Annotated in this window: 15 protein-coding genes; 5 read left to right on the forward strand and 10 right to left on the reverse strand. The window is 62.0% G+C overall.

Going from position 1 to position 14,229, the window contains the following annotated elements:
• Window positions 1-31 precede the first annotated feature (31 nt).
• Entirely contained in the window at window positions 32-697 is a 666-nt protein-coding gene (locus tag HW554_RS16095) for a YiiX family permuted papain-like enzyme (RefSeq protein ID WP_176909607.1), read from the forward strand.
• A gap of 61 nt (window positions 698-758) precedes the next feature.
• On the opposite strand, the gene lpxB is transcribed toward HW554_RS16095, so the two are convergent.
• The 4 genes from lpxB to HW554_RS16115 all read right to left on the reverse strand — a co-directional run bounded on the left by lpxB (window position 759) and on the right by HW554_RS16115 (window position 4,449).
• Window positions 759-1,880 carry a lipid-A-disaccharide synthase gene (lpxB, locus tag HW554_RS16100; RefSeq protein WP_176909608.1) on the reverse strand — a complete coding sequence of 374 codons (1,122 nt, stop codon included), beginning with the start codon at window positions 1,878-1,880 and terminating at the stop codon, window positions 759-761.
• 61 nt (window positions 1,881-1,941) lie between these two features.
• Window positions 1,942-2,361, reverse strand: a complete 420-nt coding sequence (locus HW554_RS16105) for a 6-pyruvoyl trahydropterin synthase family protein (RefSeq protein ID WP_176909609.1) — start codon at window positions 2,359-2,361, stop codon at window positions 1,942-1,944.
• 26 nt (window positions 2,362-2,387) lie between these two features.
• Window positions 2,388-3,389 carry a FecCD family ABC transporter permease gene (locus HW554_RS16110; RefSeq protein WP_176909610.1) on the reverse strand — a complete coding sequence of 334 codons (1,002 nt, stop codon included), beginning with the start codon at window positions 3,387-3,389 and terminating at the stop codon, window positions 2,388-2,390.
• Between the two features lie 142 nt (window positions 3,390-3,531).
• Window positions 3,532-4,449, reverse strand: coding sequence for an ABC transporter substrate-binding protein (locus HW554_RS16115; protein ID WP_176909611.1), 918 nt, complete (start codon window positions 4,447-4,449; stop codon window positions 3,532-3,534).
• Between the two features lie 226 nt (window positions 4,450-4,675).
• Here HW554_RS16115 and rfaD point away from each other — a divergent pair, with 226 nt between their 5' ends.
• Both rfaD and HW554_RS16125 read left to right on the forward strand, forming a co-directional pair.
• Window positions 4,676-5,641: an ADP-glyceromanno-heptose 6-epimerase gene (gene rfaD, locus HW554_RS16120; RefSeq protein WP_176909612.1), complete on the forward strand. Its 966-nt coding sequence runs from the start codon at window positions 4,676-4,678 to the stop codon at window positions 5,639-5,641.
• A 242-nt stretch (window positions 5,642-5,883) separates the two neighbouring features.
• Window positions 5,884-7,296: an FAD/NAD(P)-binding protein gene (locus tag HW554_RS16125; RefSeq protein WP_176909613.1), complete on the forward strand. Its 1,413-nt coding sequence runs from the start codon at window positions 5,884-5,886 to the stop codon at window positions 7,294-7,296.
• A gap of 106 nt (window positions 7,297-7,402) precedes the next feature.
• Here HW554_RS16125 and HW554_RS16130 read toward each other — a convergent pair whose 3' ends face one another.
• From HW554_RS16130 to HW554_RS16145, 4 genes are all read right to left on the reverse strand, one after another.
• Window positions 7,403-7,690: a hypothetical protein gene (locus HW554_RS16130; RefSeq protein WP_176909614.1), complete on the reverse strand. Its 288-nt coding sequence runs from the start codon at window positions 7,688-7,690 to the stop codon at window positions 7,403-7,405.
• A gap of 105 nt (window positions 7,691-7,795) precedes the next feature.
• Complete coding sequence (locus HW554_RS16135; RefSeq protein ID WP_176909615.1) at window positions 7,796-8,806, reverse strand: zinc-binding dehydrogenase; 1,011 nt, start codon at window positions 8,804-8,806, stop codon at window positions 7,796-7,798.
• Window positions 8,807-8,964: 158 nt separating this feature from the next.
• A complete protein-coding gene (locus tag HW554_RS16140; RefSeq protein WP_176909616.1) occupies window positions 8,965-9,363 on the reverse strand; it encodes a thiol-disulfide oxidoreductase DCC family protein in 399 nt (132 codons plus the stop codon).
• 47 nt (window positions 9,364-9,410) lie between these two features.
• Complete coding sequence (locus HW554_RS16145; protein WP_246285357.1) at window positions 9,411-10,133, reverse strand: Dph6-related ATP pyrophosphatase; 723 nt, start codon at window positions 10,131-10,133, stop codon at window positions 9,411-9,413.
• Window positions 10,134-10,226: 93 nt separating this feature from the next.
• Between HW554_RS16145 and HW554_RS16150 the strand changes: the two genes are divergently transcribed.
• The gene (locus tag HW554_RS16150) at window positions 10,227-10,544 is read left to right on the forward strand and encodes a hypothetical protein (RefSeq protein WP_176909617.1); all 318 of its coding nucleotides are present in this window, start codon (window positions 10,227-10,229) and stop codon (window positions 10,542-10,544) included.
• A gap of 148 nt (window positions 10,545-10,692) precedes the next feature.
• Here HW554_RS16150 and HW554_RS16155 read toward each other — a convergent pair whose 3' ends face one another.
• Together HW554_RS16155 and HW554_RS16160 are read right to left on the reverse strand one after the other, a co-directional pair.
• Window positions 10,693-11,202, reverse strand: coding sequence for a DUF4126 family protein (locus HW554_RS16155; RefSeq protein WP_176909618.1), 510 nt, complete (start codon window positions 11,200-11,202; stop codon window positions 10,693-10,695).
• Between the two features lie 79 nt (window positions 11,203-11,281).
• Window positions 11,282-13,141, reverse strand: a complete 1,860-nt coding sequence (locus tag HW554_RS16160) for a DUF885 domain-containing protein (protein ID WP_176909619.1) — start codon at window positions 13,139-13,141, stop codon at window positions 11,282-11,284.
• 236 nt (window positions 13,142-13,377) lie between these two features.
• Between HW554_RS16160 and HW554_RS16165 the strand changes: the two genes are divergently transcribed.
• Window positions 13,378-14,097 carry a 3-ketoacyl-ACP reductase gene (locus HW554_RS16165; protein WP_176909620.1) on the forward strand — a complete coding sequence of 240 codons (720 nt, stop codon included), beginning with the start codon at window positions 13,378-13,380 and terminating at the stop codon, window positions 14,095-14,097.
• The last annotated feature ends 132 nt before the right edge of the window (window positions 14,098-14,229 follow it).

Below are 14,229 nucleotides of genomic sequence, written 5' to 3' on the forward strand. Positions count from 1 at the left end.
AGCGAATGTTTCCTGCTATAACTGAGTTACTATGCGCCGAATACTCCTGTTGGTTTTGCCGCTGGTTGTTACGCTGGCGGCTTATCCACGCCTGCGCCGCTACTTCGGGCAGCAGCAGGCCACACAGCAGGCCAGCATCACCGCAGCGCAAATAACACCCCGGCTGCAAAACGGCGACCTGATTTTCCAGACCTCCCAATCGGCCCAGAGCCGGGCTATCCAGCTGGCCACCCATTCCGAGTATAGCCACCGCGGCGTCCTATTTCAGAAAAACGGCAAATGGCGCGTGTTTGAAGCTGTGCAGCCAGTAAGCGAGACTTCATTGGCCGCCTGGGTGGCGCGAGGCAAAAACGGGCAGTTTGTGGTCAAACGCCTGCGCGATGCCGAAACGGTGCTGACGCCACCCGTGCTGCGCAAGCTGCGGGCCACCGGCGAGCAGTACCGGGGCCGCAACTACGACCTGTACTTTGGCTGGTCGGATGAGCGCATTTACTGCTCGGAGCTGCTCTGGAAGATGTACCAGCAGGCCACCGGCCGCGAAATCGGCCAGCTCCAGCGGCTCCGCGAGTCCGACCTCTCCCACCCCGCCGTACAGGCCAAAATGCGCGAGCGATACGGCAATAAACTACCGCTGGATGAGCGCGTGATTTCGCCCGTGAGGATGCTGGAAAGCCCGGAGCTAGTAACGGTGCAATGAGCATTACTCAGTCCGCCAACTCCATATGTTCCGCCTTACCAATCGGGTTGTTTCCGCTGGCCTACGCCGTTTTGGGTTCGCGCAGGTAGCCCACCATCAACGCGGCGGCTTTCTTGGACGATTTCTGCTGACCCAGCTTCTGCCAGATTTCAGCGTAGCCGGCTTTCTGCTTGGCAATGAAGTCTTCGTCGGCAGTGATTTTCTTCAACTCAATCACCAGATTACGGGAGTTAAAATCGCCCTGGATAAGCTCCTTCACCACTTCCTTGCCCGCAATCAGGTTGACCAGCGAAATGAAAGGCACCTTGATAACGGCCTTACCGATGGCATACGACACGGCACTGGTGCGGTAGCACACCACCTGCGGCACCCGGAACAGCGCCGTTTCGAGGGTGGCCGTGCCACTGGTTACCAGCGCGGCCGTGGCGTGGGCCAGCAGGTCGTAGGTCTGGTCGAAGAGGACGCGCACGTTGTTGCGCTCGAAGTGGGCGTAGTAGTTACGTTCGAGGTTATCGACGCCGGCCACAATGAACTGGTAGTTGAGGAAAGGCGGCAAGATGGCCAGCATCTCGTAGAGCATCTCCTCGATTTCCTGCTTGCGCGAGCCCGGCAACACCGCAATAATGGGCCGCTCGGGGTCGAGGTGGTTGCGCTGGTAGAAATCATCCGCCTTCTGGTGCTCGCCCACGGTGTCGGCAATGGGGTTGCCGATGTAGTCGACCTTGTAATCGAAGCGCTGGTAGAACTCCTGCTCGAAAGGCAGAATGACGAACATGCGGTCGACTACCTTCTTCACCTGATGCACCCGGCCCTGGTTCCAGGCCCATATTTTGGGCGAGATGTAATAGAACACCTTCAGGCCGGCCTCTTTGGCAAACTTGGCCACCCGCATGTTAAAGCCGGCATAATCCACCAGAATCACCACGTCGGGCTGCCAGGCCAGCAGGTCGCGCTGGGCCTGCTTGAGGTAGCCGCGAAATTTGAGCACGCTGGTAGCAGCCTCCCAGAAACCCATAATGGCCATTTCCTGGTAGTGGCGCACCATTTCGCCGCCCTCGGCCTGCATCAGGTCGCCGCCCCAGAAGCGAAACTCGGCCTCGGGGTCCTGCTGGCGCAACTCCTGCATCAGGCTGGCCGCGTGAAAATCCCCGGACCGCTCGCCCGCTATCAGGTAGTACTTCATTCCTTCTTGATTAAAAATATTTTATCCTACTGAACTGCCTCAGCATGATTTTTTTTGCAAACTACTCTTCGCCGAAATACTCCACGAAGTTGCGGGGCGTTTCGTAGAGCTTGAGTGAGTGCAGGCGGGCGGAGGAAATGGCTTCGATTTCGGGCTGCAGGATTTTCCAGAAGGCTACCACCAGGTTTTCGGTGCTGGCCAGTTGGCCGGCCATGAACGGCACGTCGATGTTCAGGTTCTTGTGATCCACCTGATCGATGACGTGGGTGCGGATGAGGGTACTGAGCTCCTTGAGGTCGATGACGAAACCGGTTTCCGGATCGGGGCGGCCCTTCACCGTCACAATGAGGTCGTAGTTGTGGCCGTGCCAGTTGGTATTGGCGCAGGGGCCGAACACTTCCTTGTTGCGTTCGTCGCTCCACTTGGGGTTGTGGAGCTTATGAGCAGCATTGAAGTGTTCCTGGCGGCTGATGTATATCATTGGTAAGATGTTGGAGGCATAGTTGCCTACGCCCCTTGTTTGCGCAGCAAATATACGAAGAACGGTACGCCGAACAGGGCCGTGACCAAGCCCACGGGCAGGCCGGCGGGCGGATAGAGCAGGCGGGCCAGCAGGTCGCAGAGCACCAGAAAATTGCCGCCCAGCAGCGCACAGAACAGCATATTGCCCTTGCCCACCGTGCCCAGCAGCCAGCGCGTGATGTGCGGAATGACTAAGCCCACAAACCCAATAGGGCCACAGAGCGCCACCACGGCCCCGGTAAGGCCCGAGGCAATGAGCAGCAACAGCCAGCGCGTACGGGCCACCGGCAGGCCCAGGGCCGTGGCCCGCTCCTCACCCAGCAGCAGCAGATTCAACTGCGGGCGCATCAGCGCCAGCGCCCCCAGCCCCAGCCCTACGGCGGCGGCCGGGTAAGGCAGCGTGGCCCAGCTGGCCCGCTCAAACCCGCCCAACGACCAGAACGTGATGGTGCGCAGCTTCTCCTCGGTGGCGGCCAGAAACGTGAGCAGCCCGCCCACCGACGTCACCAACGAGCCCATAGCCACGCCCGCCAGCAGCAGCAGCGTGGGTACCACCCGCCCCCGCCGGCTGCCAATCACCACCACTACCAGCGTAACGCCCAGCGCCCCGAGCAGTGCCGCCAGCGGGGGCGCGTACAGGCCGAATACCGTCAGGCCGGGCAGAAACAGGAACGTGAGGCTGGCTCCCAGCGCCCCGCCCGAAGCCGTGCCGAGCAGGTAAGGGTCAGCCAGCGGGTTGTTTACCATGGCCTGCATCACGTAGCCGCTCAGGGCCAGCCCGGCTCCGGCCAGCAGCGCCAGCAGCAGCCGCGGCAGCCGCAGCTCGATGAGCACGAGCTGGGCCGGGTCGTGGGCATCATAGTGCAGCAGCGCCTGACCAATCAGGGCGTAGTCGGTTTCGTAGCTACCCACCCGCAAACCCACGGCCAGCAGGCCCGCTGTAAGCAGCAGGCTCGCCAGAATAAAAGGCAATGCGGGACGGGTCATTTATGGGGTGGCTTAGGCGTTTAGGGATTGGGGTGAAAGCCCGTCATCCTGAGCGAAGCGAAGGACCTACAGAGAAGCTGTTCGCTACCTTCTGCACAGGTCCTTCGCTCCGCTCAGGATGACAGAAATTCCAGTCAGGGCATCACTTAATCAGCCTGCGCAGCTCCTGAACGCCCTTTACTATCCGGGGGCCGGGGCGCGACATCAGGTCGTCGGCGGGGTCGTATATGCGGCGGGTCTGGTAGGCTTTGATGCGTTTGAGCTCGGGATAGAGCCGGAAAAAGGTGCTGTCGAGCTTACCGAAGGAGCCGCCAAGCAGCACGTCGGGGTTCAGCTTGAGGATGTATTCGCGGGTGAGGGCCGGGTAGGGCTGGGCGAATTTCTCCACCACCGCGTTCTGCCCGCCGGCCAGCCGAATTTTATCGGTAAACAGCGTATTGCGGCCGTACACGTAAATCGGGTCGGTCCAGGTAATAGCCAGCACGGTTGGGGCCGGCGAGGGTTTGGGCAACGCCTCCAGAGTCCGCAACTCGGTCCGCAACGAATCGACCAGCTGCCGGGCCTGGGCCGAGCGGCCCAGAATGCGGCCTAAATCAGTGAGGCCCCGGAAAATATCCTCCACCTTTTCGTACTGCTGATAATAGACCGGAATACCCAGCTCCTGCAACCGTTGGGCATCGGCTTCGGAGGTGATACCAGTAGTCGTGAACACCACATCGGGCTTGAGGGCCACCAAACGCTCCAGATCGAGCGGGTAACTGTTGATGATGGGCTTGCGCAGCGCGGCGGCTGGGTAGTCGCAAACCTGGGTGCGGGCCACGATGGTAGCCGTATCGGCCACGGCGTACAGCATTTCGGTCATGGATGCCGCCAGGGCCATGATGCGGCGCGGGTGAGCCGGCACGGTCAGGGTCCGGCCCAAGTCGTCGCGTAGCTGCTGGCGCGCGGCGGCGGCTTCGGGCGGGGCGGTGGTGGCGGGCGTATCGGGGCGGCAGGCGGCCAGCAGCAACAACAGCAGCAGGCTGCGCCCGAGCAGGCGGGCAGCAAATAAACGGGGCATACGCGCAAAGGTAACCGGCCGAAAGCATGCCCGAACTGTTGTGCCCACATTCCGCGTATTGGGCGGCGGGCGGCGGCGGGCGGTGCCATTTTGCGCCGCTGCTTCCAACCCGATAGGCGGCGCGGCCCGTACCAGGAGTTCCCGTCCCGTTATCTTCTCCCAAAACCCACCGGTTGCCAGCCGTTCGCGGGCGGCTGGTTACTTTTGAATCTAAACTCTCTGCCTTATGATCGTCGTCACCGGAGCTGCCGGCTTTATTGCCAGTGCCCTCGTCGCCCGCCTCAACGCCGCCAATTTCAACGAAATTGTGGTGGTCGATAACTTCACCAACGAGCGGAAACTGCTCAACCTTTCGGGCAAGCGCCTGACCGAGTACGTGGACCGCGAGCAGTTTTTTACCTGGCTCGATGAGCACCACGCCGAAGTGGAGTTCATTTTCCACCTCGGGGCCCGCACCGACACCACCGAAACCAACCGCGACCTGCTCAATATTCTCAACCTGGAGTACTCCAAGCAGATGTGGCAGGCCTGCTGCCGCTACCAGCTGCCCCTGGTATACGCCTCATCGGCGGCCACCTACGGCTCGGGCACGCTGGGCTACTCCGACGATGACGTGCTGCTGCCGCTGCTGCGCCCGCTCAACCCCTACGGCGAGTCGAAGAACGACTTCGATAACTGGGCCGTGCAGCAGCCGGAGAAGCCGTTTTTGTGGGCCGGTCTGAAGTTTTTCAACGTGTACGGCCCCAACGAGTACCACAAGGGCCGCATGGCATCGGTTATTCTGCATGCCTTCCGCCAGATTCAGGAATCGGGCTCGATGACGCTGTTTCGCTCCCACAACCCCGATTTCGCCGACGGTGAGCAGCAGCGCGACTTCGTGTATGTGAAAGATGTAGTGGACGTGTGCATGTTTCTGATGCAGACCCGCCGCGCCTCGGGCATCTACAACCTGGGCACCGGCGAAGCCCGCACCTTCCTCGACCTGACGCTGAGCACCTTTGCTGCCCTCGACCGCACCGCCGACATCCACTTCCGCGACACGCCCGAAGACATCCGCGACACCTACCAGTATTTCACGCAGGCCGATATGAGCAAGTTGCGCGGCATCGGCTACGAGCGGCCCTTTACGCGCCTTGAAGACGGCATCAACGACTACGTGCGCAATTACCTGGTGCCCGGCGCGTATTACTAACAGCTGTTACGCAGCTACAGCACGGTGTAGGGGCGGGGCTTGCCCCCGCCCGCCGTTCGCGTCGTTGAACAAAATCGTTGAAATGGTGCGACAGGCGGGCGGGGACAAGCCCCGCCCCTACACCGTGCTGCTTATTTCACCGATTTCGTTCAGCGGCGGATGGCAGCTGTAGAACAGCGGGTATTTTTTTTGGCCCACAGTCCGGCGAGAACACTATCTTAAAGCTCCTAACCAAACAGCCTATGCAGCGCAGGAGCATTACGATCATCGGCGGCGGGTTTTCGGGCTCGATGCTGGCCGTGCAGTTGGCCCGGCTGGCGGGGCAGCCTTTTCAGTGCGATGTGCATCTGGTAGAGCCCCGCCCTGCGCCGGGGCCGGGCCTGGCCTACACCGCGCGGCGGTCGGAGTACCTACTGAACGTGCCCGCCAAAGCCCTGAGTGCATTTCCGGAGGAGCCCGACCATTTCCTGAACTGGCTGCGCGTTACTGGGGCCGATCAGGACTGCCAGGCAGGTTTCTGTACCCGCCAGAGCTACGGCCGCTACCTCCAGCAGCTGGTGGGCCAGGTGCTGGAGTGGCCTTCGATGAATGGCATGAACTGCCAGTGGCACAACTCATCGGCGCTCAGCGTGGAGCCCAATCCCGATGGAGATGGGGCCGTGGTACGGCTGCGCAACGGCCAGCTTATCCGCTCCGATCTGGTAGTGCTGGCGCTGGGCAACTTCCCGCCCGCCGCACCTACTCCCCTGCCCCATAACTACCTCAGCCACCCTGGCTACCACGGCAGCCCCTGGACCTCCAAGGCGCTTTCGGGCATCAAGCCCACTGATGATGTGCTGCTGCTCGGCTCGGGCCTGACGGCTGTAGATGTGCTGCTGGGCCTGCGGGCCGATGGCCACCAAGGCCGCCTGACGGTGGTTTCGCAGCACGGCCGCTGGCCCGCCGCCGCCATACCCGGTGCCCCGGCTTACCCCAGTTTCTGGGCCACCGAGCTGGCAGGCCTGAGCAGCGTGGGCGCGGTGTTGCGGGTGGTGCGCCGGCATGTGGCCGCCGCCCTGGCCCAGGGCCTCCCCTGGCAGCCCGTGCTCGACTCGCTCCGGCCCGATTTGCCGCGCATCTGGGCTGGTTGGCCACTGGCCGAGCAGTCGCGCTTTTTGCGCCATCTGGCCGGCATCTGGTCGGTGCTGCGCCACCGCAGCCCCCCCGGCAACGCCGAAATAGTGAGAGAGCTACTGGCTTCGGGCCGGGTGCAGCAGCTGCGGGGCCGGGCACGCGAAATCGTACCCACCGACGACGACTTGCGGGTAACCGTAAGTCGCGCCAGCCAGCCCGACCAGCAGCTTACCGCCCAGCACGTCATCACCTGCACTGGCCCATTGCTCGATTACCGCCGCATTCAGGAGCCGCTGGTAGTACAGTTGCGCGAAGACGGCCTGCTAACGCCTGATTCGCTGGGCCTGGGGATGCTGACTGATGCCGACGGCGCGGTGCTCGACGCATTTGGCCAGGCTTCCGACATGCTGTTCACCCTCGGGCCCAGCCGCCGCCCCGCCTACTTCGAATCGACGGCCGTGCCCGAGCTGCGGGCCCAGGCCGTAACGATGGCCCGCCTGTTGGGCCAGCGGCTGCGCCAGCTAGAGCGCGCTGAGGTGTAACAGAACACGTACTTTGAATCCGCAAAAAGCCCCGCTTTCCAGTATCGGAAGCGGGGCTTTTTGCAGACTGAGATGCCGGAAACGGCTTCGTGAGGCGGCGGCTTGCTCAGGCCGCCTGCTCGTTGTGCGGGTACAGCGGCAGCACGCGGGTATCGGTGCCGGGCTCGGGGAAAAGCAACGCGGGCAACTCGGGGTACTGCTGCGCCACAATCGGGGCACTGCGGCGCAGGGCGCGCATGAGCAGGTACTTATACCGCTCGGCGTCGGCCAGCGCGGCTTCCACCGCTTGCAGGGCATCGGTATAGGCCACTACCGGCACCGATTCGGCGGTTTCGCCGGTTGGGTACGTCAGCTCAAAAACCGGGCAGGCGAGGTATTCAGCGGGCATCTTCATAGGGCAGAAAACTTCGTAGTTAGCGGATGCAAAACTAACCAAATTAGCAGCTATTTAATTCCGTTTCAGAGACGAAATTTTCTGCCCTAAAGACACATTCAGCGGTTACTTTCCGGCCTTTATTTTTAGCACAATCTTGCCGAACTGCACGCCCTCATCCATGCGGCGCAGAGCCTGCTCACCCTCGGCCAGCGCGAAGGTTTCGTCGACTACCGGCACCAGCTTGTGCTGCTCCACTAAGTCCACCATATCGGCAAAGTCCTGCTCGGTGCCCATAGTAGTGCCCAGCAGCGAAAGCTGCTTCCAGAATACCTTGCGGGCGGCCAGTTCGGGCACGTCGCCCTGGGTAGCACCATAGAACACGATACGGCCCCCGGGTGCGGCGGCGTCAATCAGGTCGTTGAAACCGGGGCCAGCCGCGCTATCGATGATGAGGTCGAAGCCGCCACCGGCTTGCTTGCTGAGCGTGGAGGGCCACTTGTCGGTTTTATAGCTGATACCGCCTTTGGCTCCCAGCGCCACGGCCCGGGCAATCTTCTCTTCCGAGCTGGACGTCACCCAGACTTCGGCGCCGGCCGCTACCACCATTTGCAGGGCCAGCAGCGCCACGCCGCCACCCACGCCACTGATGAGCACCCGCTCGCCGGCCAGCACCTGCCCGCGCGTGAAGGCGGCGCGGTAAGCCGTGAGGCCACCCAGCGGCAGGGCGGCGGCCTGCTCGAAGCTCAAGTGCGCCGGCTTGGCCCGCACGGCCGCGGCCGGTACGCACACGTACTCGGCGAAAGTGCCATCGGCGGGCAGCCCCAGAATCTGAAAGTCGCGGCCCTGGGCGCGGGGGTCGTTGCCCCAGCCCTGGCCCGCGTTGATGAGCACGGCCTGGTGCAGCAGATTCTGCGGCGCACCCTCGCCGAGGGCCGTAACCGTGCCGGCGCCATCGGAGCCGAGGATAATGGGAAATTTAAGGCCGGCGTACTGGCCCTTCTGAATCCAGACGTCGCGGTGGTTGAGGGCGGCGGCGTGCAGCTGCACCAGTACCTGCCCGGCTGCGGGCACGGGTGTGGGCACCTCCTGCAGTTTCAGGGGCTGATCAATACCGGAAAGAACGAGAGCTTGCATTTGGTTAGTGGTTAGTGGTTAGTGGAAATACGAGCGTCATGCTGAGCGAAGCCGAAGCATCTCTACCGCAATGGTAATCCTGTTGGCTGCAATGAAGCGGTAGAGATGCCTCGGCTTCGTTGCACTCCGCTTAGCATGACGTTCTACTTATTTTTCGGTCACAGAAAACGGCTTTGCAGCTCGAGCGTGGGCAGCCAGCAGCTTTCCTGGCGGCCGAACCAGCGGTAGCGGTTACGGGCAATAAGGCGGTACACCGCGTCGCGCAGGGGGCGCGGAAACCAGCAGCCGGCCCGGGCCAGCCCCGCCCAGCGCCCACCCAGCCGGGCCACAATGCCCAGCGCCGCCGCCGAGTGCGTGTACGCCTGCCCATCGGCCAGCAGTACCACCGAGTCGGGCTCGGAGGGCGCAGGCAGCTGGTGGGCCCGCAGCAGCTCCTGCCCCGCTGCCGACTGCAGGGCGGCAAACCGGAACTGCCCGGCCGCATCGTGCCGGATGATAAACTGCACAAACCCGTTGCACAGGTTGCAAACGCCATCAAAGAGAATAACAGGAGCCATAGTTTAAGCTGTTAGCTGATTGAACGGAAGCCATCAGTCAACGGCTATTAGATGACAGTTTCCGTTCGGTCAGCTAACAACAAATCCTGGAACCAAAAGGCGGCTTCGGCAGCGCCACTGCCAGCCGGGGCCGGGTAGGTTCGGCGCACTAGCTCGCCGCGCTGCACCGCAATCGGGCTGCTGAAGTAGGGCGCATCATACACGAAGCTGTGGTACTCGCCGTTTTCGCCGCACGAGTCGATGCCGGGGGGCAGGTCGCGCAGAAACCCGGCGTCCAGCTCGCGGCCGCAGAAACTGCGGTCGAGGTGCTGCTCGTTTACGCACACCACTATGGCCCGGAAGCCCAGCGCCAGGTACTCGGCCAGCAGCTCGGCGTTGGGCCGCTGCCAGAGTGGAAAAACGGCCTCCAGACCCACGGCAGCCAGCTGTTGTTCGCGGTAGCAGCGTAAATCTTCCAGATGAATATCGCCAAACACCGACCGCGCCACTCCCCGGGCCTGCAACGGGGCCAGCGTGGCGCGCATCAGCTGCTCATAGGTGGCCATATCGGGGTTTTCGGGCAGCTGCAGCTGCGTCAGGGGCAGGCCGATTCGTTGGGCCTGGGCTTCGAGCAGCGCCGTACGCACGCCGTGCATCGAAACGCGACCGTGGTGGGCGTTTACACTGGTGAGCAGATCGGTGACGTGCAGCGTGGGGTCGCGCAGGGCGTGGTAAAGCGCCAGGGCCGAATCTTTGCCCCCACTCCAGTTCATCAGCGTTGGAATAGCCATACGGCGAAGGTACAACGCCACGCAACCCCACCCCTGCCCGGCACGTTTGCCCGATGAAGCCATTTCCGACTTTCCCTTCTGACCTCTCCATCTATGAACCGTACCTATTCCCTTTGCCTGATGGCCGCCCTCACCCTGGGCCTCACCACCGCCTGCGACTATGATAAAGGCCCCGGCAAAGAGCCGCAGTTCACCCAGGACTTCACGAAAGGCCAGGAAGCCACCGCCGCCGACACAGACCTCGACAGTATAAGCCAGAGCCAGGATGCCTACACACCCATCGGCAAAGGCTCGGCCGCCGACCAGAAAATGGCCCCGGACTCGGCTTTGGGAGCCAGTCCAAGCACTTCGCCTACCAGCTCGATGCCCCAGTCGAACCCCGAAGTAAAGGCCACTACCCGCGAAAACTAACCCCGGCTCCGGCCACACCTGCCTACCGGATTTTTCCGGCATTACTGCCCTGCTATCCTCCTCTTTCCTCTTCAAGCACAATGCCCCGCCGGATATTCCGGCGGGGCATTGTACTTGAAGACAGTTGTACAGCTATTGAGCGCCCGGCTTATAGATTCCAGGCACGGGGCTGGGGTTTGCCTACATCGGTGCCTTTGGTGAGGGCCAGGCCCGAGCCCAGCGTCAGCAAATCCTCGAAGCCTCCTACCAAGCCGCCCGGCAGGCCCGATTCGATAGTGGCCTGCTTGCGCATAAAGAAGCTCAGATAACTACCCGCCACGGCGGCCAGCACCCCCAGCACGGCCCCGTTCAGAGCTTTGTCGTGGTTGATCCGAAAAATGGTGGCCCCCACCAGCGCCCCCGAGGCAGCCCGGCCCAGCAGGGCGGTGGGCGCAATCCGGTCGGGTATCTGGGGAAGCTTGTCGCCTACCATTTCACCGGCGGCCAGCAACTTGAGGCCCTGCGCCACCCAGGGCTTTTGCAGGTAGCGTAGCGGCGAGCCGGCCAGCGCCTTGGGATGGTAAGTAAGCAGGTTGCTGCTCAATAAGGCCGGGGCCGTCATGCTGCGAAAGCCTGCCAGGGCGCCCAGGCCCACGGTTTGCCAATGATATTTCGTCATATATAAAGCAGCTTATGCGTTAGAAAAGAAGGGAATCTTTCCTAACGCATCCCACCGCTTCGTGGTTGGCAGGCCGCCCCTACTTCTCGTTGGCGGCCCAGGTATCCATTTTATGCTCCAGCACGGCCAGTGGCATCACACCGTCGTGGAGCAGTTCGTCGTGGAAGTCGCTGAGATTGAAGTGGGCGCGGTTCTGGCCGGCGTACTGCTCGCGCAGGCGGTTGGTATTGCCGCCCAGCTGCTGCTCGTATTTCTGGCGCAGCTCCCGCAGCTTAAGGGCCCCGATTTTATAGCTCAATGCCTGCCCCGGAATAGCCATGTAGCGCTCAATCTCGGCCGTGGCACCCTCCTCACTGATGGCCTCGTTGGCCATCATGTACCGGATGGCCTGCTCGCGGGTCATACTTTTGGTGTGCATGGCCACATCGACTACCAGGCGCACGGCGCGGTGCATTTCGTCGCCCAATGAGCCCATGTACTGGTAGGGGTCGGTGTAGAGGCCCAGTTCCTTGCCCAGGCTTTCGGCGTACAGCGCCCAGCCCTCGCCCATGGCCCCGTACCAGGCAAAGCGCCGGAACTTGGGCAGCTCGGTGTTTTCCTGCTGCAAGGAAATCTGGTAGTGGTGGCCCGGAATGGCCTCGTGCAGAAATAGCGACTCCATGCCCGAGGTGATGTTGAACTTGGTGGCATCGAGAATCGGGATGTAGAAGACGCCGGGGCGCGAGCCGTCGGGGGAGCCCTGGTTGTACTCGGCCGAAGCCGAAGCGGCACGGAAGGCTTCCGTCTGGCGGATTTCGAACGGCGTTTTGGGTACTCGGCTGAACATTTTCTTCAGGTTGGGTTCCATTTTGGCCTGAATAGCCCGGAACCCATCCAACACTTCCTCGGGCGTTTTGTAGGGCATCAGCTCGGGATTGGTTTTAAGGCTCTCGAAGAAGGCCTTCAGGTCGCCCTTAAAGCCAACCTGCGCCTTCACCTTTTCCATCTCGCTTCGGATGCGGGCCACTTCCTGCAGGCCGGTCTGGTAGATCTGCTCCGGCGTCTTGTCGGTGGTCGTCCACGTTTTTACGTAGTAGCGGTACATTTCCGGGCCACCCGGAATGGCCGAAATTCCGGTGCTGGCGCGGGCTTTGGGCAGGTACTCGGTTTCGAGGAAGTCGCCCAGCTTTTTGTAGGCCGGCACCAGCTCCGTGAGAATGGCCGTCTGGTAAGCGGCCGTGAGGCGCTTCTTATCGGCAGCCGGCAGGTTGGCAGGCAGCTTATTGATGGGACCATAGAACAGGCTTTTGGTCGGGTCCTTGGTTTCCATGGCCCGCATCTGCGGAATCATCTTCAGCACCAGCGCCCGCGGCAGTACCACCCCGGCCGCCATACCCTGCCGGAAGTTGGCAATGGCCGTATCGGTCCAGGCCGTGAAGCCGTGCACGCGGCCCAGCCAGTTGTCGTAGTCCTGCACTGTTTTAAAGGGCTGCACGCCCTCGCCCGAGCCGTACTGGCCCATGCTCAGCGGCAATCCCCAGAACTGCTGGAAGGGAATCATCCAGGTGTTCAGCTTCAGGCCTTCAAGCTTGTTCTGCAGGTCGTATTCGAGAATATCGTAGCTGGTTTTATCGTTCACCGACAGCTTTTCGCGCTTGAACTGATGCAGGCCGTCGAGGTATTTCTGGTAGAAGGCGCGTAGCTGCCCGCGAAACGCGCGGGTGCCGTCGTTGGGCAGCTGGTTGTTGAAGCGGTTGTCGCCCTGGGTGGTAGCATCCAGCGGAAACAACCGCGAATTCTCCTCCCAGTAGTGCGCAAACAGCTGGTCGATATCCTTTACATTTTTCAGGTTGGGCGCGGTGTAGGCCGCGTTTTCGTCGGTGGCGGGCTGCTGCTGGTTGCAGCCGGTTAGCAGGGCGGCGGCCAGCAGGCCAGTGAGGGCAAAGTGCAAGTGCTTCATAGAACCACGGATCAGCATGGGTTTTGGGATTTCACGAGTATCGGGGCGCGCCGCAGCCCGAAAGAAATGGCGCATTACGTGCGGACGAGTGGGCCGACGCAGGCCGCCTATAGGGCCTGCGTCGGCAAGTTAAGCACGTTTTGCAAGCCCAACTGTGGGCCGGCCGGAAGCCGGGCGCTCAACTTTTGTCTGGCCGCCGGGTTATAACTACTTCATTCAACCCAACCGCTGCATTTATGGAAGACTTAACCGGCAAAACGGCCCTCGTAACGGGCGCAGGCAAAGGTATCGGCCGCGCCATTGCCCTGGCCCTGGCCCAGCAAGGTGTGCGCGTGGCCCTGCTGGCCCGCACTGCCACCGACCTGCAAGCCGTAGCCCAGGAAATTGAAGCCGGCGGCGGCCCGGCCGCCGTGGTCGTAACCGCCGACGTAGCCGACCGCGCCGCCGTAGATGCCGCCGTAGCCCAGGCCCTGGCGCAGCTCGGCAGCATCGATATCCTCATCAACAACGCCGGCATCGGCACGTTTGGCAAGTTCATGGACATGGAGCCGGCCGACTGGGAGCACATCATCCAGGTAAACCTGCTGGGCACCTACTACGTGACGCGCGCCGTGCTGCCCCAGATGCAAAAGCGTCAATCCGGCGACATTATCAACGTGGCCTCTACCTCGGGCCTGCGGGCCTCGGCGGGCTCCAGCGCCTACAGTGCCTCCAAATTCGGCCTGATGGGCCTCACCGAGGCGCTGATGCAGGAAGTGCGCAAGCAGAACATCCGCGTTTCGGCCCTCACGCCCAGCACCGTAGCCACCGAGCTGGCCACCACCAACAACCTCACCGACGGCAACCCCGAAAAGGTGATGCAGCCCGAAGATCTGGCCGAAATCGTTATCAGCCAGCTGCGCCTCAACCGCCGCATTTTCATCAAGGAAGCCAGCATGTGGAGCACGAACCCTTAACGGGGAATGAGGTGAGGAAGGTATTGAGAGTAAAAGAGGGGTGAGAAAAAGAGTGTCATTCTGAGCAGAGCGAAGAATCTCGCGTGCCACAGTAATTCCTGCCGACAGGGTTACCATTGCACGCGAGATTCT

Origin of the sequence: Hymenobacter lapidiphilus, assembly GCF_013377885.1 — a bacterium.
GTDB classification, from domain to species: Bacteria; Bacteroidota; Bacteroidia; order Cytophagales; family Hymenobacteraceae; genus Hymenobacter; species Hymenobacter lapidiphilus.